Annotated in this window: 18 protein-coding genes and 1 tRNA gene; 9 read left to right on the forward strand and 10 right to left on the reverse strand. The window is 64.2% G+C overall.

The features are described 5' to 3' along the window. Positions 1-17: 17 nt before the first annotated feature. From lspA to C7440_RS16250, 3 genes are read right to left on the reverse strand one after another with little or no spacing between them, the layout of a single operon-like run. Positions 18-560 carry a signal peptidase II gene (gene lspA / locus C7440_RS16240; RefSeq protein ID WP_017523662.1) on the reverse strand — a complete coding sequence of 181 codons (543 nt, stop codon included), beginning with the start codon at positions 558-560 and terminating at the stop codon, positions 18-20. Continuing rightward, a complete protein-coding gene (gene ileS, locus C7440_RS16245) occupies positions 553-3,387 on the reverse strand; it encodes an isoleucine--tRNA ligase (protein WP_026067784.1) in 2,835 nt (944 codons plus the stop codon). The genes lspA and ileS overlap by 8 nt, the downstream gene beginning before the upstream one ends. After that, complete coding sequence (locus tag C7440_RS16250; protein WP_017523660.1) at positions 3,377-4,342, reverse strand: bifunctional riboflavin kinase/FAD synthetase; 966 nt, start codon at positions 4,340-4,342, stop codon at positions 3,377-3,379. The genes ileS and C7440_RS16250 overlap by 11 nt, the downstream gene beginning before the upstream one ends. Positions 4,343-4,387: 45 nt before the next feature. Here C7440_RS16250 and purN point away from each other — a divergent pair, with 45 nt between their 5' ends. The 4 genes from purN (at position 4,388) to C7440_RS16270 (ending at position 10,129) form a co-directional block, all read left to right on the forward strand. Further along, on the forward strand, positions 4,388-5,062 hold the full coding sequence (gene purN, locus C7440_RS16255; RefSeq protein ID WP_017523659.1) for a phosphoribosylglycinamide formyltransferase: 675 nt from the start codon (positions 4,388-4,390) through the stop codon (positions 5,060-5,062). Between the two features lie 164 nt (positions 5,063-5,226). After that, positions 5,227-6,465, forward strand: a complete 1,239-nt coding sequence (locus tag C7440_RS16260; RefSeq protein WP_100224154.1) for an RsmB/NOP family class I SAM-dependent RNA methyltransferase — start codon at positions 5,227-5,229, stop codon at positions 6,463-6,465. Between the two features lie 152 nt (positions 6,466-6,617). Further along, complete coding sequence (locus C7440_RS16265) at positions 6,618-7,829, forward strand: DesA family fatty acid desaturase (protein ID WP_017523657.1); 1,212 nt, start codon at positions 6,618-6,620, stop codon at positions 7,827-7,829. Beyond that, positions 7,826-10,129, forward strand: coding sequence for a UvrD-helicase domain-containing protein (locus C7440_RS16270; RefSeq protein WP_116519240.1), 2,304 nt, complete (start codon positions 7,826-7,828; stop codon positions 10,127-10,129). The genes C7440_RS16265 and C7440_RS16270 overlap by 4 nt, the downstream gene beginning before the upstream one ends. A 430-nt stretch (positions 10,130-10,559) precedes the next feature. On the opposite strand, the gene C7440_RS16275 is transcribed toward C7440_RS16270, so the two are convergent. The 6 genes from C7440_RS16275 to C7440_RS16300 form a co-directional block, all read right to left on the reverse strand. Then, positions 10,560-12,485 carry an ABC-F family ATP-binding cassette domain-containing protein gene (locus C7440_RS16275; protein ID WP_116519241.1) on the reverse strand — a complete coding sequence of 642 codons (1,926 nt, stop codon included), beginning with the start codon at positions 12,483-12,485 and terminating at the stop codon, positions 10,560-10,562. Further along, a complete protein-coding gene (prmB, locus tag C7440_RS16280; protein ID WP_116519242.1) occupies positions 12,482-13,378 on the reverse strand; it encodes a 50S ribosomal protein L3 N(5)-glutamine methyltransferase in 897 nt (298 codons plus the stop codon). The genes C7440_RS16275 and prmB overlap by 4 nt, the downstream gene beginning before the upstream one ends. Then, positions 13,375-14,520 carry a succinyl-diaminopimelate desuccinylase gene (dapE, locus tag C7440_RS16285; protein WP_116519243.1) on the reverse strand — a complete coding sequence of 382 codons (1,146 nt, stop codon included), beginning with the start codon at positions 14,518-14,520 and terminating at the stop codon, positions 13,375-13,377. The genes prmB and dapE overlap by 4 nt, the downstream gene beginning before the upstream one ends. Then, positions 14,520-15,341, reverse strand: coding sequence for a 2,3,4,5-tetrahydropyridine-2,6-dicarboxylate N-succinyltransferase (dapD, locus tag C7440_RS16290; RefSeq protein ID WP_017525125.1), 822 nt, complete (start codon positions 15,339-15,341; stop codon positions 14,520-14,522). Before dapD ends, dapE begins: the two co-directional genes overlap by 1 nt. A gap of 53 nt (positions 15,342-15,394) precedes the next feature. Next, a complete protein-coding gene (dapC, locus tag C7440_RS16295) occupies positions 15,395-16,600 on the reverse strand; it encodes a succinyldiaminopimelate transaminase (protein ID WP_116519244.1) in 1,206 nt (401 codons plus the stop codon). A 39-nt stretch (positions 16,601-16,639) separates the two neighbouring features. Further along, a tRNA-Leu gene (locus tag C7440_RS16300) sits at positions 16,640-16,724 on the reverse strand. Between the two features lie 224 nt (positions 16,725-16,948). Here C7440_RS16300 and tig point away from each other — a divergent pair. From tig to C7440_RS16325, 5 genes are all read left to right on the forward strand, one after another. Next, positions 16,949-18,262 (forward strand): trigger factor, encoded by a 1,314-nt coding sequence (gene tig / locus C7440_RS16305; RefSeq protein ID WP_017525127.1) that lies wholly within the window; start codon positions 16,949-16,951, stop codon positions 18,260-18,262. Beyond that, entirely contained in the window at positions 18,263-18,925 is a 663-nt protein-coding gene (gene clpP / locus C7440_RS16310; protein WP_026068069.1) for an ATP-dependent Clp endopeptidase proteolytic subunit ClpP, read from the forward strand. Between the two features lie 92 nt (positions 18,926-19,017). Next, entirely contained in the window at positions 19,018-20,322 is a 1,305-nt protein-coding gene (gene clpX / locus C7440_RS16315) for an ATP-dependent Clp protease ATP-binding subunit ClpX (RefSeq protein ID WP_017525129.1), read from the forward strand. A 237-nt stretch (positions 20,323-20,559) separates the two neighbouring features. Continuing rightward, positions 20,560-22,950 (forward strand): endopeptidase La, encoded by a 2,391-nt coding sequence (gene lon, locus C7440_RS16320; protein WP_371743500.1) that lies wholly within the window; start codon positions 20,560-20,562, stop codon positions 22,948-22,950. A 112-nt stretch (positions 22,951-23,062) separates the two neighbouring features. Continuing rightward, the gene (locus C7440_RS16325) at positions 23,063-23,809 is read left to right on the forward strand and encodes a GntR family transcriptional regulator (protein WP_116519246.1); all 747 of its coding nucleotides are present in this window, start codon (positions 23,063-23,065) and stop codon (positions 23,807-23,809) included. A 23-nt stretch (positions 23,810-23,832) separates the two neighbouring features. Here C7440_RS16325 and C7440_RS16330 read toward each other — a convergent pair whose 3' ends face one another. After that, positions 23,833-24,990 (reverse strand): ABC transporter substrate-binding protein, encoded by a 1,158-nt coding sequence (locus C7440_RS16330; RefSeq protein ID WP_243410952.1) that lies wholly within the window; start codon positions 24,988-24,990, stop codon positions 23,833-23,835. Positions 24,991-25,007 lie beyond the last annotated feature (17 nt).

Genomic DNA, 25,007 nt, shown 5'->3' on the forward strand with positions numbered 1-25,007 from the left:
TTGGCGGCCGCGTGGGATCAGGCCGCCGGCTTGGCCCTGCGCCGCCGTTCGCGCCGGATGCGCAAGATTTCGTCGAGAATGAGCAGGGCTGCGCCGCATGTGATGGCGATATCGGCGACATTGAAAGCCGGAAAATGCCAGCCGGCCCAATGGAACAGCAGGAAATCGACGACGTGGCCGTGCATGATGCGGTCGATCAGGTTGCCGATGGCTCCGCCCAGTATGCAGGCAAGCGAAGCGCAGAAAAGCGTTTGCCCCGGATGGCGCCGAAGCAGTTGCAGGATGAGGCCGACGGCGCCCAATGCAATGGCGGTAAACAGCCAGCGCTGCCAGCCCTGGCCGTCGGCCAGAAAGCTGAATGCCGCGCCGGGGTTGTACAGCAGCGTGAAATCAAAGAACGGCAGTACGGACCAGCGTTCCGCGTAGGCCATGTTGCTGTCGAAATAGCTTTTGGTCAACTGATCGAGCACGATGATCAGAACGGCGCCCGCCATCCACATCCAGAAGCGCGGTGGAAAGAAGGGCGGGCGGGCCGCTGTGTTGCCGTGCTGCTCAGGCATGGCGGCGCGCCTCGCCGGTCGAGAACAGATTGCTGACGCAGCGGCCGCACAGGGTGGGATGCTGCTCGTCATGGCCGACGTCTTCGCGGTGGTGCCAGCAGCGCTCGCACTTGGCGTGGGCGGTGGCGGCGACCTCTATGCGCAGCTCGCCTTCGGCGCGATGCGCCTGGGCGCGCGACACGATGAGCACGAAGCGGAGGTCGTCCTGCAGCGAGGCCAGCAGTTCGTAATCGTCGCCGTCGGCGTGCAGGTCGACTTCGGCATCGAGCGAAGAGCCGATCTGCCCGGCGGTGCGAACGTCTTCGATGCGCCGCATGACGTCGGCCCGTATGGCCCGCAGGCGGGTCCATTTTTCCGTCAGCACCGCGGCGTCGACCTGGTCGGGCAGCGCATGGAAGAGTTCGGTGAAGATGGTGGTGCCCTTGCCCTGATGCAGGTCCTTCCAGGCCTCTTCGGCCGTGAAGGAAAGAATGGGCGCCATGAGCTTCAACAGGGCATGGGTAATGTGGAAGATCGCCGTCTGCGCCGAGCGCCGGGCCACGCTGTCGGGCGCGGTAGTGTATAGCCGGTCTTTCAGCACGTCGAGATAGAAGGCGCCCAGGTCTTCGGAACAGAAGACCTGCAGCCGCGCCACTGCGGGATGGAACTCGTAGCGCTTGTAGTTCTCGAGCGTTTCCGCCTGCATGGCGGCCGTCATGGCCAGGGCGTAGCGGTCGAGCTCGAACATGTCGTCAAGCGCCACGGCGTCGCGCGCGTGATCGAAGTCGCTGAGGTTGCCCAGCAGGAACTTGAGCGTGTTGCGGATGCGGCGATAGCCTTCGACCACCCGCTTGAGGATTTCATCGGAGATGGACAGCTCGCCGGAATAATCGGTGGCGGCGGTCCACAGTCGCAGGATCTCGGCGCCCAGCGAGTCGGACACTTTCTGGGGCGCCACCACGTTACCCACCGACTTGCTCATCTTGCGTCCGGCGCCGTCGACCACGAAGCCGTGGGTAAGCAGGGCCTTGTAGGGCGGGCGGCCGTACAGCATGCAGCTTGTCAGCAGCGACGAATGAAACCAGCCCCGGTGCTGGTCGGAGCCTTCAAGATAGAGGTCGGCCGGCCATTTCAGCAGGTCGCCGTGCGAACCCTTGAATTCATTGTCTTGCCCGCCCAGTACCGTGGCATGGGTGGTGCCCGAGTCGAACCACACGTCGAGCGTGTCGCGGTTCTTTTCATACTGCTCTGCCTCGTCTCCCAGCAGGTCGCGCGGGTCGAGCGATTGCCAGGCCTCGATGCCGTCTTGCTCGACCCGCCGGGCCACTTGTTCGAGCAGCTCGGGGGTGTGGGGATGCAGCTCGCCGGTTTCCTTGTGCACGAAGAAGGCCATGGGCACGCCCCACTGGCGCTGGCGGGACAGCGTCCAGTCGGGCCGGTTGGCGATCATGGCGTGCAGCCTGGCCCGGCCCCAGGCCGGATAGAATTGCGTTTGTTCCACGCCTTCGAGGGCGGCTTCGCGCAAGGTCCTGCCTTCTTTGGGCTGGCGGTCCATGCCGGCGAACCACTGGCTGGTGGCGCGGTAGATGACCGGGGTCTTGTGCCGCCAGCAGTGCATATAGCTGTGCGACAGCGTGCTGACCTGCAGCAGCGAGCCGGCGTCGTCGAGCGCCTTGACGATCTCGGGGTTGGCCTTCCAGATGAACTGGCCGCCGAACAGGGGCAGGCTCGAGGCATAGACGCCGTCGCCCATGACAGGGTTGATGATGTCTTCGTCGCGTAGGCCGTGGGCCTTGCACGACAGGAAGTCGTCGACGCCGTAGGCGGGCGAAGAGTGCACCACGCCCGTGCCGGCGTCCAGCGACACGTAGTCGGCCAGGTAGACGGGAGCCGTGCGCCGGTAGCCGGCGTCCGCTTCGTAAAGGGGGTGGCGGAATTCAAGATTGGCCAGGGCCGCGCCCTTGGCGGTGGCGATGACCTCGCCCTGGAGCCCCCATGATTCCAGGCAGCTTTCAACCAGCTCTTTGGCCAGCAGCAGCACCTGTCCCGTGGCGCGGGGCTGGGCCAGGCGGACCAGGGCGTAGTCGATTTCAGGATGTACGTTCAGGGCCTGGTTGGCCGGCAGCGTCCAGGGTGTGGTGGTCCAGATTACGACGGCGCCCTCTTGGGCTTCGGGCAGGCCGAAGGCATGGGCCACCTTGGCCGGATCGTCGAAGCGGAAGGCCACGTATACGGCCGGGTCCTTGCGGTCGGCGTACTCGACCTCGGCCTCGGCCAGCGCCGACCTGCAATCGAAGCACCAGTTGACGGGCTTGAGGCCGCGGAAGACGAAGCCTTTTTCCATGATGCGGGCCAGTACGCGAAGCTCGTTGGCTTCGTTGGCGTGGTTCATGGTCAGGTAGGGCCGGTCCCAGTCGCCGAGCACGCCCAGGCGCTTGAAGTCGGCCTTCTGGCGTTCGATCTGCTCGAGCGCGTAGGCGCGGGCCTTGGCCTGCACCTCGGCCACCGGCAGGTGCTTGCCGTATTTTTTCTCGATCTGGATCTCGATGGGCATGCCGTGGCAGTCCCATCCGGGGACGTACTGCGCGTCGAAGCCGGCCATGTTGCGGCTTTTGACGATGATGTCCTTGAGGATCTTGTTGACGGCGTGGCCGATGTGGATGTCGCCGTTGGCGTAGGGGGGACCGTCGTGCAGCACGAACTTGGGGCGTCCCTGGCTGGCCTGGCGTATGGCCTCGTACACTTTGTTTTCTTCCCATTCGGCGACCCAGCGCGGTTCGCGCTTGGCGAGGTCGCCCCGCATCGGAAAGGGGGTCTCGGGCAGATTTAAAGTATTTCTATAGTCCATGGAGCGCGAAATAATCTCGAGCGCTTTGCGCATCGTTGTCGATGGCGGCGATCATAGTCGGAAGGTCGGGGAATTTTTCTTCGTCCCTGAGATACTGCAGGAACTCGATTTGCGTGAGTTTACCGTATGCATCCACGCGCCGGTCCAGCAGATGGACCTCGAGCATGATGCGCCCGGTGTCGGAAATGGTGGGCCTGACGCCCAGGCTGGCCACCCCGTTCAGCGGCTGCTCGTCCAGCCCGTGGGCCCGCACCACGTACACCCCCGAACGTGCGGCGCACAGGGAGGGCACGCGGATGTTCAGGGTGGGGTAGCCCAGCGTGCGCCCCAGCTTCTGGCCATGTATGACATGGCCGCTTATCCGGTAGGTATGGCCCAGCAGGCGCTCGGCGCGCTCCAGGTTGCCCACCGCCAGCGCGGTGCGTACCTCGGAACTTGAAATGCGGTAGCCGTGTTCGTCCACCACGTCGGACAGGGTTTCCACCTCGAAGCCGTGGCGCTGGCCGGCCCGGCGCAGCAGGGCCACATCGCCCATGCGCTTGTGCCCGTAGCGGAAGTCTTCGCCCACCAGCAGCCAGCGTGTCTGCAGGCCCTGCACCAGCAGCTTCTCGATGAAGTCCTCGGCCGGCATGTCGGCCAATTGCTGGTTGAAGCGCTGCAGCACCAGCTGGCGGATCTGCAGCCTTTGCATGGCCCAGGCTTTGTCCCGCAGACTGCTGATCTGCGTGGGCACGAGTTCGGGGCGCTGGCCGCGCTGCGCGAAGAAGGCGCGCGGGTGCGGCTGGAAAGTCATGACCGTGGGGGCGATGTCGCGCTGTGCGGCTTCATGGACGACGCGCCTGAGTATGGTCTGGTGGCCGCGGTGGACGCCGTCGAAATTGCCGATGGTCACGGCGCTGGCGCCCCGGGTATCGTGGCGCGGAAGGTGGCGGTAGATGCTGAAAGAGGGTTTCACACCGAGAGTTTACAATTTTATGTTGAGCTTCTTCTGGAAAATACCTTGCCCGAATCAAATTCTTGCCGCTGCCGCTTCGTCGTGCTCGTTTCGGGCCGCGGCAGCAATATGCGGGCCATTGTCCAGGCCTTGCGCGACAGGGTGCTGCCCGCCGAGGTATGCGCGGTCGTGTCCAGTTCGCCGGATGCCGCCGCCCTTGACTGGGCACGCGAGCAGGGCATTGCGACCGTGGTCGTCCCGCATCGAAACTACGCATCGCGCGAGCTGTTCGACCAGGCGCTGGCGCAGGCCATCGAGGCATACCGGCCCGACTACGTGTTGCTGGCCGGCTTCATGAGGGTACTGACCACGGGCTTCGTCGAACGTTTCAACGGGCGCCTGGTCAACATCCATCCCTCGCTGCTGCCCTCGTTCCCGGGCCTGCATACCCATCAGCAGGCCCTGGCCATGGGTGTACAGTGGCATGGCTGCACCGTGCATTTCGTGACGCCCGTGCTCGACCACGGGCCCATCATCGCCCAGGGCGTGGTGCCGGTACTGGCCGGAGACACGCCCGCCGACCTGGCCGAGCGCCTGTTGTGCCTGGAGCACCAGGTCTATGGCGAAGTGGCCCGCTGGCTGGCCGAGGGGCGGGTCACGCTCGACGCCATGCAGCGGGTGCAGGTGCGGGGCGTGGCCAGCCGTTCTTTCATCCGCCCGTCCGATAACGGCGGATGCTGACTTCAAAGGTAGACATGAGCAATTCCAACAAGACCCGGCGCGGCGCGCCGGCGAAGACCCGGGCGGCGGGCACGCGTACAGGGGCGGCGGCGCGCGCAAGGCCGGCGACCTCCCAGGAAAGGTTTCACGCCGTCGCGGCGACCCGCATCCAGCAGGTGCAAGAGGTGCTGGGCGAGATGCTGCAGTGGCAATATCCGGCCGACGCCGTGCTGTCCCGCTGGCTGCGGGCCCACCCCAAGCTGGGCGCTCGAGACCGCGTCGAGCTGGCCGACGGCGTCTTCGACGTGCTGAGGCATTTGCGCCGCTACCGCCAGTTCGCGGAAAGCGGCACGGGGCCGGCATCGCGCCGCCTTGCCATCCTGGGCCTGAGCACGATATTCGAGCCCGCCAAGCTGCAACTGGCCCTCAACGCCGACGAACAGGCCTGGCTCGAGCACGTGCGCGGCCTCGATGAGCGCGGCCTGGCGCCGGCCGTGCGCTGGAGCCTGCCCGACTGGCTGGCCGAGCGCCTGGGGCAGCTCGAGGGCTCCGAGGCACTGATCCAGGCCCTGAACCAGCCTGCGCCGCTCGATTTGCGCGTCAATTCGCTCAAGGCCGAGCGCGATGCCATGCTGCAGGCGCTGGCCGAAGGGCCGGCCGCCCGCTTCGCGCCCCAGGCCACGCCTTATTCGCCCTGGGGCATACGCCTTCAGGGCCGGCCGCCGGTCAACCGCTGGCCCATGTTCGAGCGGGGCGAAATCGAGGTCCAGGACGAAGGCAGCCAGATACTTACCGCCCTGGTGGCCCCCAAGCGCGGCGAAATGATCATCGACTACTGCGCCGGGGCGGGCGGCAAGACCCTGCTGCTGGGCGCGATGATGCGCTCCACCGGGCGCCTGTACGCCTTCGACGTCTCGAACGCGCGGCTGGCGCGGGCCAAGCCCCGCTTTGCCCGCAGCGGGCTGTCCAACATCGTTCCGGTGGTGATAGACGCCGACAACGACCAGCGGGTAAAGAGGCTGCGGGGCAAGGCGCACCGGGTGCTTGTGGACGCGCCCTGCAGCGGCCTGGGCACGCTGCGGCGCAATCCCGACCTGAAATGGCGCCAGCATCCCGGTTCGCTGGACGAACTGCGGGCGCTTCAGGCGCGCATTTTGCGCCAGGCTTCAGAGTGCGTAATGCCCGGCGGCAGGCTGGTCTATGCCACCTGCAGCGTGCTGCCCGAAGAAAACCAGCGGCAGGTCGAGGCCTTTTTGGCCGCAAACCCTGATTTCGAGCTGCTGGACGCGGGCGAAATCATCAAGGACCGTTGCAAGAACCTGACGGTTGAAGGGCCTTATCTGTCGATGCGTCCCGACCTGCATGGCACCGACGGATTCTTCGCGGCCGCCATGCAGCGCGCGCCAGCGGGGCGTGGCGCCTGAAACCAAGGAGTTTCAGTCGGTTTCCGAAGGGCATGTCCTTGATTTTCCTCAAAAACTATTTTGAAACTTTGCTGTCAGAATAACGGCATCTACGCTAGAATCTACTGGATATTCAACTAGGTGGCTTTAATAAAGCCTTCTCAAGCAGGTATATGGACACATTTCTTTCTTTCCTGGCCGGCGGCTTGCTGCAGTATTCGTGGTGGCAGGTCGTGCTCGTCACGTTGGCGCTTACCCACGTTACCATCCTGGGCGTAACGATCTTCCTGCATCGCAGCCAGACGCACCGGGGGCTTGATCTTCACCCGGCCGTCATGCATTTCTTCCGCTTCTGGCTGTGGATGACAACCGGCATGGTCACGAAAGAATGGGTGGCCATCCATCGCAAGCACCACGCCAAATGCGAGCGCGAAGGCGACCCGCATTCTCCCATGATCTACGGCATAGGCAAGGTGTTCTTCCGCGGCGCCGAACTGTACCGCCAAGAGGCCGCCAACGCCGAAACGCTCAAGCGCTACGGCAACGGCACGCCCGACGACTGGCTCGAGCGCAACCTGTATACGCGCCACAGCATGCTGGGCATCCTCATCATGCTGGGCCTCGACCTTGCCCTGTTCGGCGTGCTGGGCCTTACCGTCTGGGCCGTCCAGATGGCCTGGATCCCCTTCTGGGCCGCCGGCGTGGTCAACGGCCTGGGCCACTTCGTGGGCTATCGCAACTACGCCAGTCCCGACACCAGCACCAATGTGTTCCCTTGGGGCATCATCATCGGCGGCGAAGAACTGCACAACAACCACCACGCCTACGGCACGTCGGCCAAGTTCTCGGCCAAGTGGTGGGAATTCGACATCGGCTGGGGCTATATCAAGGTGCTCAGCTTCTTCCGCCTGGCCACGGTGCGCCGTGTCGCGCCCAAGCTCAAACTAGAGCCCGCTGCCCAGTCCATCAGCCTGCAAACGCTCGAGGGCGTCATTCTGCACCGCTACGAGATTCTCGCGCGCTACACCGACGTCATCAAGCAAGCGGCTGCCGAAGAGCTCGCCAAGCTCAAGCCCATGCGCAAAAAGGGCAGCCCCGATTGCCGCTGGCGCCAGCTTAGCCGCATCCGCCGTACGCTTGGCAGCACCGACGCCGACGCGCTCGAACCCGCCCAGCGCGCCGAGCTCGACAACGTCCTGGCCCAGAACCAGTCGCTTTCCACCCTGGTGCAAATGCGCGCCGAACTGACCCGCCTCTGGGAAAGCTCCAGCGCCACCAGCGAACAGCTGCTTGGCGACCTGCAAGCCTGGTGCCAGCGTGCGCAGCAAAGCGGCATCGAAGGACTCGAGCAGTTCTCTTATCGCCTGCGCCGCTACGCGGCATGATCGACCAGCTCAATACCGAACAAAAAGCCGCCGTCACACTTCCTCCACAGCACGCGCTGGTCCTGGCCGGCGCGGGCAGCGGCAAGACCCGTGTGCTCACCACACGCATGGCCTGGCTCATTCAAACGGGCCAGGCCAGCCTCTATGGCCTGCTGGCGGTCACCTTCACCAACAAGTCGGCGCGCGAGATGCTCACGCGCCTTTCCAGCCTGCTGCCGCTCGACACCCGCGGCTTGTGGGTGGGCACTTTTCACGGCCTGTGCAACCGCATGCTGCGCGCGCATCATCGCGACGCGGGCCTGCCCCAGACCTTCCAGATCCTCGACATGGCCGACCAGCTTTCGGCCATCAAGCGCCTGATCAAGGGCGCGGGCATCGACGACGACAAGTTCCCCCCGCGCGACGTGCAGCGCTTCATCAACAGCGCTAAAGAAGAGGGGCTGCGCCCCGACGCCGTGCAGGCCGACGACCCCTACCGACGCCGCATGGTCGAGATCTACGGCCTGTACCAGGCCCAGTGCGAGCGCGAGGGCGTGGTCGACTTCGCCGAGTTGCTGTTGCGCGCCTTCGAGCTGCTGCAGCGCAACGGCCCTATACGCGAACACTACCAGCGCCGCTTCCGCCACATTCTGGTGGACGAGTTCCAAGACACCAACATGCTGCAGTACCGCTGGCTGCAATTGCTTGCGGGCGGTGGGGCGTGCATGTTCGCCGTGGGCGACGACGACCAGTCCATCTATGCCTTTCGCGGCGCCAACGTGGGCAATATGTCCGATTTCGAGCGCGACTATGCGCGCGGCGCCGTCATCAGGCTAGAGCAGAACTACCGCTCGTACGGGCACATTCTTGATTCGGCCAACGCCCTCATTGCGCACAACAGCGCCCGCCTGGGCAAGAACCTCTGGACGGCCCAGGGCGAGGGCGAGCCCGTGCGGGTCACCGAGCAGCCCTCCGACCTGATGGAGGCGCAATGGATCGTCGACGAGGTCAAGGCCCTGATCAACGACGGCAGGCTGCGCCGCGAAATCGCCATTCTGTATCGCAGCAATGCGCAATCCCGCGTCATCGAACATGCGCTGTTTTCGGCCGGCATCCCCTACAAGGTGTATGGCGGCCTGCGCTTTTTCGAGCGCCAGGAGATCAAGCACGCGCTGGCGTACATGCGTCTCATGGACAACCCGCACGACGACACCTCGTGGCTGCGCGTCGTCAATTTCCCGGCGCGCGGCATAGGCGCCCGCACACTCGAGCAGCTTGCCGATACCGCTCGCCAGCACGGCACCAGCCTATACGGAGCCGTGGCCTTCATGTCGGGCAAGGGCGGAAGCAAACTGCTTCAGTTCGCCGACATGGTCACCAGCATGGCGCACGAGGCGCAGGCCGTGAGCCTGCCCGAACTCATCGAGCACGTCGTGCATCACAGCGGGCTGCGAGCGCACTATCAGGCCGAGAAGGAAGGCGCCGAACGTCTCGAGAACCTGCAGGAACTCGTCAACGCGGCGGCCGTGTTCGTGGCCGAGGAAAATGTCGAGGGCCTTCCGGCGGGCCTGGCCATCGAGCGCCCGGTATCGGCCTTGCCCGACGTAGAGCTTGCCGAAGACGCCGCCGGCGCCCCGTCGACCGAATTCTCCATGTCGCCGCTGGCGGCCTTCCTGTCGCATGCCTCCCTCGAGGCGGGCGACAACCAGGCCCAGGCGGGCCAGGACGCCGTCCAGCTCATGACCGTGCACGCGGCCAAGGGGCTTGAGTTCGATTCCGTCTTCATCACGGGCATCGAAGAGGGCCTGTTCCCACATGAGAACAGCCTGCTGGACTCCTCCGGCCTGGAAGAAGAACGCCGCCTGATGTATGTGGCGATTACGCGGGCCCGCGAGCGGCTTTACCTTACTCTGGCCCAAAGCCGCATGCTGCATGGCCAGACGCGCTATGCAATGCGCTCGCGCTTCCTCGACGAAATCCCCGAAGAACACCTGAAATGGCTCACGCCGCGCGAGGCCAGGGCCTTGCCGGCCGAGGGCTGGAACCAGGCCTCAGGCGCCTGGCGCCGTTCTGACGCATACGGCCGTCCGGCCACAGGCACGGCTTCTCCGCGTGCGCCACGCAGTGTCACTACGGGCGTTACCGTGGGCGAGCGGCACTACCGAATCGGACAAGGGGTGCGGCACGCGAAGTTCGGTGAGGGCACGATTATCGGCCTGAGCGGAATGGGGCAGGATTCGCAGGCGCAGATTCAGTTTCGGGATGCGGGTACCAAGACGTTGGCTTTGGGGATTGCCAAGCTGGATGTGATTGCCGGATAGAGCTGCATCAGAAGAAATCCAACTCTTCAATCCAAGAAGCCTGAATACCGCAAATTGAGACACCAAGAGGCGTGATGCGGGGTAAGTATTTTGGGCGACGTTGAGCAAGCCGAGCACCCTATCATTTTTGGGGATGCAAGCCCGCAACTGTTCGAGCGCGACGGGTGTGTACAGCCCGGGGGGCTGTACACTGCGCGAGTTTTGCGGGCGCCCCAAAAATGATAGGGTGCGAGGGCAGCCGGCAAAGCCGGCCGAAGCTCTCCGGCGCCCAAAATACTTACCCCGCAGCGCGCCGGCTTAAATACTCAAAGGCGACCTTCCGATCCACAGCGCACAGGATCAATAACTCAAAAAACTGCATTCCGATCCGCAGCGCACCGATTCACAAACCCAGAAACGGGCGCCCAGCTCCAACACCGTAGTAGAGATCCTAGACCAAGCCTTCCAACTCTTCCTGCAGCAACAGCCACTCCTCCTCAAGCGCATCCATCCGCTTGCTGAGCTCACCATGCTCGGCCAGCACCGCCAGCCGTTCATCACGTCGCGCATCCGAATAGAACTCCGGATCGGCGATCAGCGCGTCAAGTTCGTCCAAGCGCTTGCGGTCCCGTTCCATGCGTGTTTCCAGCTTCCTGATCGAAGCCTCGATCGGCTTGCGCAATGTCGACAGGCGCTGGCGTTCCTCCGCTTCCTGGCGGCGCTGCGCCTTGCGGTCCACCGGCGCGTCGGCCGCCGAGGCAGCCTGGCTGCGCGCCTCTTCGCGCAAGTTGGCCGTGCGCTCATTCAGCCATGAACGATAGTCCTCCAGATCGCCGTCGAACTCCAGCACCGAGCCGTCCGCCACGATCCAGAAGCTGTCCACCGTCGTGCGCAGCAGGTGGCGGTCGTGCGACACCAGCAGCACGCTGCCCTCGAACTCCGCCAGCGCCGTCGCCAGCGCCTCGCGCGTGTCCACGTCCAGGTGGTTGCTGGGTTCATCCAGCAGCAGCAGATTGGGCTTTTGCCAGACGATCAGCGACAGCGCCAGGCGGGCCTTCTCGCCGCCCGACATTGGGGCCACCAGGCTGTTCACCGTATCGCCGCTGAAACCGAAGCCGCCCAGATAATTGCGCAACTCTTGTTCGCGCACCTGGGGCGCCAGGCGGGCCAAGTGCTGCAGCGGCGTTTCGTCCAGGCGCAGCATATCCAGCTGCTGCTGCGCGAAGTAGCCAATGTTCAGGCCCTTAGAGGCCTTGAGCTCGCCCGCCAGCGCCGGCAATTCCCCCGCCAGCGTCTTGATCAGCGTACTCTTGCCCGCGCCGTTCACGCCCAGCACGCCGATCCGGCTCGAAGCGCGCAGCATCAGCGTAACGTCCTGAAGCACCGGCTTTTCAGTGCTGCCATTGTCGGCCGCATAGCCCACCGCCACCTTGTGCAAGGTAAGCAGGGGGTCGGGCACATTGCCCGGATCGGGAATGCGGATGTCGATGCCGGCCTCGGCGTGCAGCGGCGCCAGCGTTTCCATCCGGGCCAGGGCCTTGACCCGGCTTTGCGCTTGCTTCGCCTTGGTGGCCTTGGCCTTGAAGCGGTCGATGAAGCTTTGCAGCCGGGCCGTTTCGCGTGTCTGGCGTTCCCAGGCGATGTGGGTCTGGCGCAGGCGCTCGGCGCGCTGCGTCAGGAAATCTTCATAGCCGCCCCGGTAGCGCACCAGCTTGCCGTGGTCAAAATGAAGTATCGAGCGCGCCACCGCGTCCAGGAACTCGGTGTCGTGCGAGATCAGCAGCACCGTGCCCTGGTAGGCCCCCAGCCAGCGCTCGAGCCACAGCATGGCGTCCAGGTCGAGGTGGTTGGTGGGTTCGTCAAGCAGCAGCAGTTCTGAGGGCGCCATCAGCGCGCGCGCCAGCGCAAGGCGCATCTGCCAGCCGCCTGAGAATTCGCCCACCGGGCGCATCCACTCATGCGGGGCGAAGCCCAGGCCCGCCAGAAGCTGCTCGGCCCGTGAAGGCGCGCTCCAGGCATCGGCCTCGACCAGCGCCGCCTCGAGTTCAGCGATGCGGTGGCCGTCGCTGTCGGGGCTTGCCGCGCGTTCCGCCTGCAGGCGACGCAAATGCGTATCGCCGTCGATGACGAATTCGCGGGCCGGCCTGTCGAGCGCGGTGATTTCCTGTTCGACGCTGGCGATGCGCCAGCTGTCGGGAACGGAGAGGGTGCCCGCGTCCAGGTCTATGCGGCCTTGAAGCAGGGCGAACAGAGTGGACTTGCCCGCGCCGTTCTTGCCCACGAAGCCCAGGCGCTCGCCCGGGTTGACGACGAAGTCGGCGTCCTGCAGCAATACCTTGGTGCCGCGGCGAAGGGTCAGGCCATTTGCGCGTATCACGACGCCAGCTGCTCCCGCGTCAGCATCAGGATCTGGTCTTCGGTATTGGCCGTGCTGAGCCAGACGGGCTCGAGTTCGGGAAAGGCGTTGACGAAGTTTTCATATTCATTGCCGATCTCGAGCACCAGAACACCCCCTTCGTCCAGGAAGCGCGGCGCATCGCGCAGCAGCCTGCGCACGATCTCCATGCCGTCGTCGCCGCCCGCCAGCGCCATCGTGGGCTCGTGGCGGTACTCGGGCGGCAGCGATTCCATCGAATGGTCGTTGACGTAGGGCGGGTTGCAGACGATCAGCTGGTACAGGCACTGCGGCAATTGGTCGAACAGGTCGCTGCGATGCGTGGCGACCCTGCCGTCCAGGCCGAATTGCTCGATGTTGAGGTCGGCGACCTCGAGGGCGTGCTCGGAAAGATCCACCGCGTCGACCTGGGCGTTCGGAAAGGCCAGGGCGGCAAGTATGGCCAGGCAGCCCGAGCCCGTGCACAGGTCGAGCACGTAGTCGACCTCGTCGGGGTCGGCGATCCAGGGCTGCAGCGCCTCGACGAGCAGCTCGGAGATGGGCGAGCGGGGCACGATCACACGAGGGTCCACCGCGAAGCGATGGCCCTGAAGCCAGGCTTCGCCCGTCAGGTAGGCCGCGGGTACGCGCTCGTCGAGGCGCCGTTCGACGATCTCGAGGCAGCGCTTTTTTTCTTCAGTGGTAAGGCGGGCGTCCAGGAAAGGCTCGAGCGTGTCCAACGGCAGGTGCAGCACGTGCAGCAGCAGGTACACGGCCTCGTCCCAGGCATTGTCGCTGCCATGGCCGAACGACAGCTGCGCGGCGTTGAAGCGGCTGACGGCATAGCGCAGCAGGTCGCGCAGGGTGTGCAGTTCGTTCAGGGCGGCGTTGTTCATGCAGCGTCTCCGTCGTTCAGCAGCAGGTTCTCGAGCGTACGGCGGTAAATGTTCTTCAAGGGTTCCAGTGCGTCGATGCGTATGTGTTCGTTGGTTTGGTGAATGCTGGCATTGATCGGCCCGAACTCTACCACTTGCGGGCAGATCTTGGCGATGAAGCGTCCGTCGGAGGTTCCGCCCGTGGTCGAGAGTTCAGCCTCGACGCCGGTTTCGGCCTGTATGGCCCGGCCGATCGCCTGGCACAGTTCGCCCTGCGGGGTAAGAAAGGGTTCGCCGCTTAGCGTCCATGCCAGATCGTACTCCAGCTTGTGGGCGTCCAGCAGGGCGTGCACCCGGCTCTTCAGCGTTTCGGGCGTGCTTTCGGTGGAGAAGCGGAAGTTGAAGTCGGCCACGGCTTCGCCCGGCACCACGTTGCTTGCCCCGGTTCCGGCGTGCAGATTGGACACCTGGAAGGTGGTGGCCGGAAAGTACGGGTTGCCGGTGTCCCATTCCTGGCTTGTCAGCTCGGCCAGCGCGGGCGCCAGCAGATGGACGGCGTTGCGGGCCAGATGGGGGTAGGCCACGTGCCCTTGGCGGCCGCGCACGGTAAGGCGTCCGGACAGCGATCCGCGCCTTCCGTTCTTTACCGTGTCGCCCAGCGTCGACACCGAAGTGGGCTCGCCGACGATGCAGTAATCGGGGGTCTCGCCGCGCGCGCTCAGCACCTCGCACACTTTCACCGTGCCGTTGACCGAGGGGCCTTCCTCGTCGGAGGTGATCAGCAGCGCGATCGAGCCGCGATGGCCGGGATGCGCGGCGACGAATTCTTCGGCCGCCACGGCAAAGGCCGCGATCGAGCTTTTCATGTCGGCCGCGCCGCGCCCGTACAGCAGGCCGTCGCGCTCGGTGGGCCGGAAGGGGTCACTGTCCCATTTTTCGATCGGCCCGGTGGGTACCACGTCGGTGTGGCCGGCGAACACCAGCAGCGGCGCCGCGCTTCCGCGCCGCAGCCACAGGTTGGCGACCTCGCCGAAAGGCATGGCCTTGGCCTCGAAGCCGCTTGCCTGCAGCCGCTGGGCCAGCAAGGCCTGGCAGCCGGCGTCGTCGGGCGTGACCGAAGGCCGGCTGATCAGCTCTTCGGCCAGGTTGCGTACGGCGGACATCAGGCCCTCAGCAGTTCGTTGACGCTGGTCTTGGAGCGGGTCTGGGCGTCGACGCGCTTGACGATCACGGCGCAGGCCAGGCTGTGCGAGCCGTCGGCGGCGGGCAGCGAGCCGGGAACCACCACCGAGCCGGCCGGCACCCGGCCGTAGCTGATTGCGCCGGTGGCGCGATCGTATATGCGCGTGCTTTGCGACAGATACACGCCCATTGCCAGCACGGAGTTCTCTTCCACGATCACGCCTTCCACGATTTCAGAACGCGCGCCGATGAAGCAGTTGTCTTCGATGATGGTGGGGTTGGCCTGCAGCGGCTCGAGCACGCCGCCGATGCCCACGCCGCCCGACAGGTGCACATTGCGGCCGATCTGCGCGCAGGAGCCGACGGTGGCCCAGGTGTCGACCATGGTGCCTTCGCCCACGTAGGCGCCGATGTTCACATAGGAAGGCATCAGCACCACGTTGCGGCCTATGTAGGCGCCGCGCCGGGCCGTGGCGGGGGGCACCACGCGAAAGCCGCCCTGGGCGAAGTCCTGCGCACTGTAGCCGGCGAACTTCAGGTCGACCTTGTCATAGAACTGCAGCGGCGCCTGGCCCATGGGACGGTTGTCCTGCAGACGGAAAGACAGCAGCACCGCCTTCTTGATCCATTGGTGCGTAACCCATTCTCCGGCGATTTTCTCGGCCACGCGCAGGCTGCCTGCGTCGAGGGCCTGCAGCGTCTTGTCGACGGCCTCGTGCAGGCGGGAGTCGGCGCTTGCGGGATCGACGGCGTTGCGTTCGTCCCAGGCTCGTTCAATGATGTCTTGCAGTTCTGTCGTCATTGTTTCTAGTGTGCGGTAGAGGTTGAAAAGAGCCCGGCCGTCCTACAGGGGTTTCAGCGGGGCGGTGTGTATTCCCGCAGGAAGCGGGCCATGCGCTGCGCGGCTTCCACGCAGTCGTGTTCGGGGGCGACCAGAGCGATGCGGATGCGCCCCGCGCCGGGGTTGATGCCGTGCGCTTCGCGCGCCAGATAGCTGCCAGGCAGCACGGTAACGGCGGTGGCCGCGTGCAGTTCGCGGGTAAGGTCTTCGTCGCTGCCCGGCGTGCCCGCCCATAGATAAAAGCCCGCGTCCGGCATCTCTACGTCGAGCACGGGTTTCAGGATAGGGTAGACCGCTTCGAACTTGTTGCGATACAGGCGCCGGTTTTCGGCCACGTGGGCCTCGTCGTTCCAGGCCGCGACGCTGGCCCGGGAAACGACCGGGCTCATGGCGCTGCCATGGTAGGTGCGGTACAGCAGGAACTGGCGGACCAGGGCGGCATCGCCGGCCACGAAGCCCGAACGCATGCCCGGCACGTTCGAACGCTTGGACAGGCTCGAAAAACACAGCAGCCTGCGGAAATCGTCGCGCCCCAGCTGATGTGCCGCCTGCAGCGCGCCCAACGGAGGAGCGGCTTCGTCGAAATAGATTTCCGAATAGCACTCATCGGCGGCAATGACAAAGCCGTATTCGTCGGAAAGGCGGAACAGCGTCTGCCAGCTTTCAAGCGGCAGCACATTGCCCGCGGGGTTGCCGGGCGAGCAGATGAACAGCAGCTGTGTGTGGCGCCATACCTCGGGCGGAACCGACTGCCAGTCGTAGCCGAAGTTGAGCTCGGGCTGCGAGTTGATGAAATAGGGCCGGGCGCCGGCGATCAGGGCTGCGCCTTCGTAGATCTGGTAGAAAGGGTTGGGACAGATCGCCAGGGCGCCGGGCACCGGGTCGATGACGGTTTGCGCGACGGCAAACAGGGCCTCGCGCGAACCCAGCACCGGCAGCACCTGGGTGTCGGGGTCGGGCGCCGGAATGCCGTAGCGCCGGGCGATCCAGCCTGAAATGGCCTCGCGCAAGGCGGGCTCGCCCTTTGTGGGAGGGTAGGCCGAAAGGCCGTCCATGGCGTTGCGCATGGCGTCGATGGCCACCTGGGGCGCGGGGTGCCGCGGCTCGCCGATCGAAAGGCTGATGGGAGAAAGGTTCGGTGCTGTGGGGCCGGCCTGGGCAAGCAATTGCCGCAGCCGTTCGAACGGGTAGGGATTGAGGGCGCCTAGGCGAGGGTTCATTTGTGCCGCGTTAGAGGTTGCGGGGCAGGGCTGCCTTGATGGTGCGAACGGAGAGACTCGAACTCTCACACCTTTCGGCGCCAGAACCTAAATCTGGTGCGTCTACCAATTCCGCCACGTTCGCACTTAGGCAAGCCCAGCATTATAGCGTGTTTTCGCCAGACCTCCGGGGCGCCAGGCGCGGGGCAAACCCGATGCCGGCTGCGGCGGGCCCACATGGCATAGTGCCTTTTGGTGCCGGGCCGCCCCGGGGCAAAGGCGCCTGGTCAAGCTGCTTTTTTGAGCGCCGGGAGTTTCCGGTAAAATATCCTGTTCATCTATCCATTTACCAACTTATATAGGTTCCCAATGCAGCAGCCCGTGGTTGAAACTCTGTCTGGCCTGGAGCGTCGTATCGATATCGTCGTTTCGGTTGCCGATGTCGAAAAAGAAGTCCAGTCGCAGCTCAAGCGTGTTGCGCGCACCGCCAAGATTCAGGGCTTTCGTCCGGGCAAGGCGCCTCTGTCCATGATCGAGCGCAGCCACGGCCCCGGCATCCGCTACGACGTCATCAACGCCGAGGTCGGCCGGGCGCTCGACAAGGCCATTGGCGACGCCAGCCTGCGCATTGCCGGCACCCCCGATCTCGAGCCCAAGACCGAAGGCGTCGAAGAAGGCTACATGGGCTTCTCGGCCACCTTCGAGGTATATCCCGAAGTCACCGCGCCCGATCTCTCCGCATTGCAGGTCACGCGCAGCGCGGTGCAGGTCGGCGACGCCGAAGTACAGCGCACCATCGACATCCTGCGCAAGCAGCGGGCCATCTACGAGCCCCGCGACGATCGCGCCGCCCAGGACGACGACCGCGTCACGCTCGACTTCGCCGGCACCATCGACGGCGTCGCCTTCGACGGCGGCTCGGCCGAGGACTTCCCCTTCGTGCTGGGCCAGGGCCGCATGCTGCCTGAGTTCGAAACCGCCGTGCGCGGCCTGAAGGCGGGCGACACCGCCACCTTCCCGCTCGAGTTCCCGGCCGACTACGGCGGCAAGGAAGTCGCCGGCAAAACGGCCGAGTTCAAGATCACCATCAAGCAGGTGGCCGAGCCCGTGCTGCCTGAGGTCGATGCCGAGTTCGCCAAGTCGCTGGGCCAGGCCGAAGGCGACGTCGAAAAACTGCTGCAAGACGTGCGCGCCAACATCGAGCGCGAAGTCAAGGCCCGCGCCCATGCCCGCACCAAGGGCAGCGTCATGGACGCCCTGGTCGCCGCCTGCTCGTTCGACGTGCCCAAGGCCCTGGTCCAGAACGACACCCAGAACCGTGTCGCCGCTGCGCGCGAAGAGCTCAAGCAGCGCGGCGTGCCCAACGCCGACAGCCTGCCGATTCCTCCCGAGACCTTCTCGGCCGAATCCGAGCGCCGTGTGCGCCTGGGCCTGCTGGTGTCCGAACTGGTCAACAGCGCCGAACTGCGCGCCAAGCCCGAGCAGGTTCGCGCCCGCATCGAAGAGCTTGCCCAGAACTACGAGCAGCCTGCCCAGGTCGTGGCGTATTATTTGTCCGACCGCGAGCGCCGCGCCGAGATCGAGGCCCTGGTGCTCGAAGACAACGTCGTCGAGCATGTCCTGTCCAAGGCGCAGGTCACCGACGAAACCGTCGATTTCGACGAACTTATGGGGACTGCATAAATGCAGCGATTCACTGATTTCTACGCGTCGATGTACGGCGGCGACTCGGTCGTTCCGACCGGGCTGGGCTATGTGCCCATCGTCGTCGAGCAATCGGGCCGCGGCGAACGCTCCTACGACATCTACTCGCGCTTGCTGCGCGAGCGTGTCATTTTCTTTGTCGGGCCGGTCAACGACCAGTCGGCCAACCTCGTGGTGGCGCAACTGCTCTTCCTCGAATCCGAAAACCCCGACAAAGACATCTCGCTGTACATCAACTCGCCTGGCGGGTCGGTGTATGCGGGCATGGCCATCTACGACACCATGCAGTTCGTCAAACCCGACGTCTCCACGCTGTGCACCGGGCTTGCCGCCAGCATGGGCGCCTTCCTGCTGTCGGCCGGCACAAAGGGCAAGCGCTACACCCTGCCCAATTCGCGCATCATGATCCATCAGCCATCGGGCGGCGCGCAGGGCCAGGCTTCCGACATCCAGATCCAGGCACGCGAAATCCTCAGCCTGCGCGAGCGGCTCAACGCCATCCTGGCGGCCAATACCGGGCAGCCGGTCGAGCGCATCGCCGAGGACACCGAGCGCGACAATTTCATGTCGGCCGAAGATGCAGTATCGTATGGGTTGGTGGATAAAGTTCTGGTCTCACGCTCCGACTCCGCCGAGGCGTAGGCCAGCCGGTCGGCGGGTCCGTTTCGGTATTCGCCGATTATTATCGACAGGCGGCCTCGGCGGGCCGTGCTGTCATAGGAACTGATAGTTTTATGCCCGAGAAAAAAGGATCGGCAGACGAAAAAGTGTTGCATTGTTCGTTTTGCAATAAAAGTCAGCACGAGGTGCGCAAGCTGATCGCGGGGCCCTCCGTGTTCATTTGCGACGAGTGCATCGATCTTTGTACCGACATCATCCTGGAAGAAACCCAGGAAGCCGCGCGCGATGCCATTCGCAACGAGCTGCCCACGCCGCGCGAGATCAAGTCGTTTCTAGACGGCTACGTCATTGGTCAAGACATACCCAAGCGCAATCTGGCCGTGGCGGTGTACAACCACTACAAGCGCATCCGGTACGGCGAGGTCAAGGGCGACGACGTCGAGCTGTCCAAGAGCAACATCCTGCTGATCGGGCCCACGGGCTCGGGTAAGACGCTGCTGGCGCAGACCCTTGCACGCATGCTCGACGTGCCTTTCGTCATGGCCGACGCTACGACGCTTACCGAAGCCGGCTACGTTGGCGAAGACGTCGAGAACATCGTCCAGAAGCTGCTGCAAAATTGCAACTACGATGTCGAGAAGGCGCAGCGCGCCATCATCTACATCGACGAGATCGACAAGATCTCCCGCAAGTCCGACAACCCCTCCATTACGCGCGACGTGTCGGGCGAGGGCGTGCAGCAGGCCCTGCTCAAGCTCATCGAGGGCACGGTGGCCTCGGTGCCGCCGCAGGGCGGACGCAAGCACCCCAACCAGGATTTCGTCCAGGTCGACACCACCAACATTCTGTTCATCGTCGGTGGCGCGTTCGACGGCCTTGAAAAGGTCATACGCGACCGCACCGAAAAGTCCGGCATCGGCTTTTCGGCCTCGGTGCGCGCCAAGACCGAGCGCGGCGTCGGCGAGCTCTTCTCCGAGGTCGAACCCGAAGACCTCATCAAGTTCGGCCTCATCCCCGAACTGGTGGGCCGGCTTCCCGTCGTGGCCACCCTGCAGGAACTCGACGAAAACACCCTCGTGCGCATCCTTACCGAGCCCAAGAACTCCCTCATCAAGCAGTTTCAGAAACTGTTTGAAATGGAAGACACCGAGCTCGAGGTCCGTCCCCAGGCGCTCAGCGCCATCGCGCAAAAGGCCATCAAGCGCCGCACGGGCGCGCGGGGCCTGCGCTCCATTGTCGAGCAGGCGCTGCTGGGCACCATGTACGAACTTCCGTCGCTTGAAAATGTCAAACGGGTGGTACTGGACGAGAACGCCGTGCAGGGCACCGGAACCCCCTTGCTCATCTATGGCGAAGAGGAATCCACCGACGATCTGTCCGAAAAGCCGGCTGTGCCCAAGCTACAGGGCGCCGCCTGAGCCGTTCTTTGAAATGCCCTTGTAGTTTGTGGGTTTATCGCTGCGACGACTTGAAATTTCCGCTATCGTCACTACATATACTCACATGTAGTACTCAAAAAGGGGGGCTAGGCTTCCCTTTTTGTTTCCAACGCAGAGCTTTTTAAGGAAATTACTATGTCTGCGAGCCCGATTCTTTCTTCAGAACCCATGGACTTGCCCCTGCTGCCCTTGCGTGACGTGGTGGTATTTCCGCACATGGTGATTCCGCTGTTCGTCGGCCGCCCCCGTTCCATCAAGGCCCTTGAAATGGCCATGGAAGGCGGCAACAACATCATGCTGGTAGCGCAAAAATCAGCCAGCAAAGACGACCCCGCACCCGAAGATCTCTACGAGATCGGCTGCGCGGCCAGCATATTGCAGATGCTCAAGCTGCCCGACGGCACCGTCAAGGTGCTGGTCGAGGGCCTGCAGCGCGCGCGCGTCAACAGCGTCACCGAAGCCGACAACCATTTCGTGGCCAATGTGCAGGCGGTCGCGCTCGACCCCGAGCAGGGCGCCGAGTCCGAGGCGCTGCGCCGTGCCGTGGTTGCCCAGTTCGAGCAATACGTCAAGCTCAACAAAAAAATTCCGCAAGAAATCCTCACCTCGCTCAGCGGCATCGACGACGCCGGACGCCTGGCGGACACCATCGCGGCCCATCTGCCGCTCAAGCTCGAGCAAAAGCAGCACATGCTCGAAATCACCGACACCTCGCCGCGCCTCGAGAACCTGCTGTCGCAGCTCGAATCCGAGATCGACATCCTGCAGGTCGAGAAGCGCATACGCGGGCGCGTCAAGAAGCAGATGGAGAAAAGCCAGCGCGACTACTACCTGAACGAACAGGTCAAGGCCATCCAGAAAGAACTGGGCGAGGGTGAAGAAGGCGCCGACATCGAAGAGCTCGAGAAAAAGATCGAGGCCGCACAGCTTCCCAAAGAGGCCCTTAAAAAGGCCGAGGCCGAGCTCAAGAAGCTCAAGCTCATGTCGCCCATGTCGGCCGAGGCCACCGTGGTGCGCAACTACATCGACACGCTCATCGGCCTGCCGTGGCGCAAGAAAAGCCGCATCAACAATTCCATTTCCAACGCCGAGCAGGTGCTCGATGCCGACCACTACGGCCTTGAAAAGGTCAAAGAGCGCATCATCGAATACCTGGCCGTGCAGCAGCGCGTCGACAAGCTCAAGGCGCCCATTCTTTGCCTGGTCGGGCCTCCCGGCGTGGGCAAGACCTCGCTTGGGCAGTCCATAGCGCGCGCCACCAACCGCAAGTTCGTGCGCATGGCGCTGGGCGGGGTGCGCGACGAAGCCGAAATCCGCGGCCACCGGCGTACCTACATCGGCTCCATGCCGGGCAAGATCCTGCAGAACATGTCCAAGGTGGCCGTGCGCAACCCGCTGTTCCTGCTCGACGAAATCGACAAGATGGGCGCCGATTTCCGCGGCGATCCCTCGTCGGCGCTGCTCGAGGTGCTCGACCCCGAGCAGAACCACACCTTCCAGGACCATTACGTCGAGGTCGATTTCGACCTTTCCGACGTCATGTTCGTGGCCACCAGCAATACGCTCAACATTCCGCCGGCCCTGCTCGACCGCATGGAGGTCATTCGCCTTTCGGGCTACACCGAAGACGAAAAAGTGCATATCGCCTTCGACCACCTGCTGCCCAAGCTCATGAAGAACAACGGCGTGCGCGAAGGCGAGATGTCCATCGAAGAGGCCGCCGTCCGCGACATCGTGCGCTACTACACGCGTGAAGCCGGCGTGCGGGCGCTCGAGCGCGAAATCAGCAAGATCTGCCGCAAGGTGGTCAAGAAAACCCTCGAGGCCAATCCCGAAACCGGCCGTCGCGCGCGTCGCGGCGCATCGCAGGGCGAAATCGTGCAGGTTCAGGTCACCGCCGAGAACCTGGCCGATTTCCTCGGCGTGCGGCGCTACAACTACGGCATGGCCGAGAAAGAAAACAAGATCGGCCAGGTTACCGGCCTGGCCTGGACCGAGGTCGGCGGCGACCTGCTTACCATCGAGGTGGCCGACATGCCGGGCAAGGGGCAGGTGCAGCGCACCGGCTCGCTGGGCGACGTCATGAAAGAATCGGTCGAGGCCGCGCGCACCGTGGTGCGCTCACGGGCGCAAAAGTGGGGCATCCCCAACACCGCGTTCGAAAAGCGCGACCTGCACGTGCACTTCCCCGAAGGCGCCACGCCCAAAGACGGCCCTTCGGCGGGTATCGCCATTACCACCGCCATGGTGTCGGCGCTTACGGGCATTCCCGTGCGGGCCGACGTCGCCATGACAGGCGAGATCACCCTGCGCGGCGAGGTTCTGCCCATCGGCGGCCTCAAAGAGAAGCTGCTGGCGGCGCATCGCGGCGGCATCAAGGTGGTGATGATCCCTGAAGAGAACGTCAAAGACCTTGCCGACATCCCCGACAACGTCAAGAACCACCTCGAGATCATTCCGGTTCGCTGGATCGATCGCGTGCTCGAGGTCGCGTTGCAAGACATGCCCACTCCGCTGTCCGACGAAGAAGTCGCGCGTCTGGCGGCCGAGGCGGTGGCCAGCACCAAGCCGGCCGGCGAGGCCGCGGGCGGGGTCTTCAAGCACTAAGCAGCATTTGCCCGGGCCTTGGGCGGCCCGGGCAACAGCGCTTTCTTGTCATGTCCGGTGGGGCCGCTGCGCTATCATAAGGTCTTGCTCCTTGGGCGTTTCTCGCATCTGTATGGACAAGAACCAGAACCTATCCCAAACCGAACGGGCCGTGCTGGGCCTTCGAGGCCTTATCGTGCAGGGGCAGCTCAAGCCCGGCCAGCGCGTCATCGAGCAAATGCTGGTCGAGAACTTCGGCGTGTCACGCACGCCTGCGCGCGCGGCCATCCAGCGCATCTGCGAAGAAGGGTTCATTTCAGAGGTGCCCAGGCGGGGCTACGTCGTGTCGGGCTTCACCGAGCAAGACGTGTTCGACGCCATTGCCATACGGGGCACGCTGGAAGGCATGGCGGCCCGGATGGCGGCCGAAAAGGGCCCGCCTCCCGGCGTGCTGGCTTCCATGAAGGCCTGCCTGCAGGCCATAGACGAAGCGCTTCAAGAGCGCGACCTGGAAATTCGGCAGAACGAATACGCCGGCCTCAACGACAGGCTGCACGAGTTGGTTTGCGAGGCAGCCCAAAGCCCCATGATCACCCGGGCCATGCAGCGGCTTTCCGCCATTCCGTTTTCGCTCAACAATTCTTTTACCGATGTGCCGCCCTCGGCGGAAGAAAGGGTGGCGGCCATCTTGCGCAGTGCGCAAGAGCAGCACCACAGCCTGGTCGAAGCCATAGAGCGTGGCGAAGGAACGCGGGCCGAGGCCCTGGCCATCGAGCACTCGCGCTCTACCTGGAAATACCTGACCCTGATGCTGCACCTGCGCGGCGAGGTCGAACTGCCCGCCGGGCTCGAGGCGGCGCTGCGCGGACACGGCGCGTAAGCGGCCGTGCCCGCGGGCTCGCCTTAGGTCATGGGGCAAGAGGCCGCGTAGGCGTCCTTGCTTTGCTCGAATATCACGCCCTTGTTCGCCAGCGAGGCATGGCCTTCCTGATCCTTCACCACGTCCACCCGATAGAAGGCAGAGATCGGGAACTGGTTGGTATTGAAGGCGAAATAGCCCCGCACTGATTCGAAGTCGGCTTTCTTGAGCGCTGCCCGGAATTTTTCTTTGTCGCTCAGGTTGCCGCCGGTCTGGCGCAAGGCGGAGGCGATGAGCCGGGCGGCGTCATACGACTGGGCCGCGTACAGCGAGGGTTCGCGTCCGTACTTCTGCCGGTAGGCCTGGGCAAACTCTTTGTTGGCCGCGTTGTCCAGGTCGGGCGCGTAGGGCGAGCTGGTTATGGCGCCCAGGGCCGAGTCTTTCAGGGCGGGCAGGGTGGTGCCGTCGATGGACGAGGTGGATACCATGGGTATTTTCTGCATCAGCCCCGCCTGCTGGTACTGCTTGGTGAAGTTGACGCCCATGCCGCCCGGGTAGAAGGTGTAGATGGCGTCGGGCTGTTCGGACATGACGGTCGAGATCTCGACCGAGTAGTCGGTCTGGTTGATCTGGCTCAGGGTTTCGTCCACCACCGTGCCCTGGTAGGTGCGCTTGAATCCCTCGAGCGCGTCCTTGCCTCCCTGGTAGTTGGGGGCCAGAAGGTATACGCGCTTTATGCCCATCCGGTTCATCAGCTCGCCGGCGGCTTCGTGCAACTGGTCGTTGTTCCACGAAGTAGAGAAAAAATACGGGGAACAGTCGGCGCCGGCAAGCGGCGAGGGACCGGCGTTCGAGCCCACCAGAAAGGTTTCTTCCGAGGTAATGGGGCGGTGCACCGCCATCATTACGTTGGAAAAGACGACGCCGGTCACGATGTCGACGTTGTCGCGCATCAGGAGCTGCCGGGCTATCTGCACGCCCTTGTCGGGCTTCATTTCATCGTCGCCCTTGATGACCTCGATCTCGACGCCGCCAAGGCGCCCGCCTTCCTGTTCGACCGCCAGCATGAAGCCGTCGTATTGGTCCACGCCCAGTGCCGCGCCGGGCCCCGAGAAAGTGGACAGAAACCCGATCTTTACCGGGGCCGCGGCGGCCGATCCGCAGAACAGGGCCGTTAACAGCATCCATCTTGCCTTGCGCATGGTGAACTCCTGATGAG

Origin of the sequence: Pusillimonas noertemannii, from assembly GCF_003096595.1 — a bacterium.
Lineage (GTDB): Bacteria > Pseudomonadota > Gammaproteobacteria > Burkholderiales > Burkholderiaceae_B > Pusillimonas > Pusillimonas noertemannii.

Coding starts and splice junctions, on each gene's coding strand:
- dapC (WP_116519244.1), bottom strand. CDS start 16,600: ATGAACCCTCGCCTAGGCGCCCTCAATCCCTACCCGTTCGAACGGCTG.
- tig (WP_017525127.1), top strand. CDS start 16,949: ATGCAGCAGCCCGTGGTTGAAACTCTGTCTGGCCTGGAGCGTCGTATC.
- C7440_RS16325 (WP_116519246.1), top strand. CDS start 23,063: ATGGACAAGAACCAGAACCTATCCCAAACCGAACGGGCCGTGCTGGGC.
- prmB (WP_116519242.1), bottom strand. CDS start 13,378: ATGAACAACGCCGCCCTGAACGAACTGCACACCCTGCGCGACCTGCTG.
- lon (WP_371743500.1), top strand. CDS start 20,560: ATGGTGATTCCGCTGTTCGTCGGCCGCCCCCGTTCCATCAAGGCCCTT.
- dapD (WP_017525125.1), bottom strand. CDS start 15,341: ATGACGACAGAACTGCAAGACATCATTGAACGAGCCTGGGACGAACGC.
- lspA (WP_017523662.1), bottom strand. CDS start 560: ATGCCTGAGCAGCACGGCAACACAGCGGCCCGCCCGCCCTTCTTTCCA.
- C7440_RS16270 (WP_116519240.1), top strand. CDS start 7,826: ATGATCGACCAGCTCAATACCGAACAAAAAGCCGCCGTCACACTTCCT.
- ileS (WP_026067784.1), bottom strand. CDS start 3,387: ATGGACTATAGAAATACTTTAAATCTGCCCGAGACCCCCTTTCCGATG.
- C7440_RS16330 (WP_243410952.1), bottom strand. CDS start 24,990: ATGCGCAAGGCAAGATGGATGCTGTTAACGGCCCTGTTCTGCGGATCG.
- dapE (WP_116519243.1), bottom strand. CDS start 14,520: ATGTCCGCCGTACGCAACCTGGCCGAAGAGCTGATCAGCCGGCCTTCG.
- clpP (WP_026068069.1), top strand. CDS start 18,263: ATGCAGCGATTCACTGATTTCTACGCGTCGATGTACGGCGGCGACTCG.
- C7440_RS16265 (WP_017523657.1), top strand. CDS start 6,618: ATGGACACATTTCTTTCTTTCCTGGCCGGCGGCTTGCTGCAGTATTCG.
- clpX (WP_017525129.1), top strand. CDS start 19,018: ATGCCCGAGAAAAAAGGATCGGCAGACGAAAAAGTGTTGCATTGTTCG.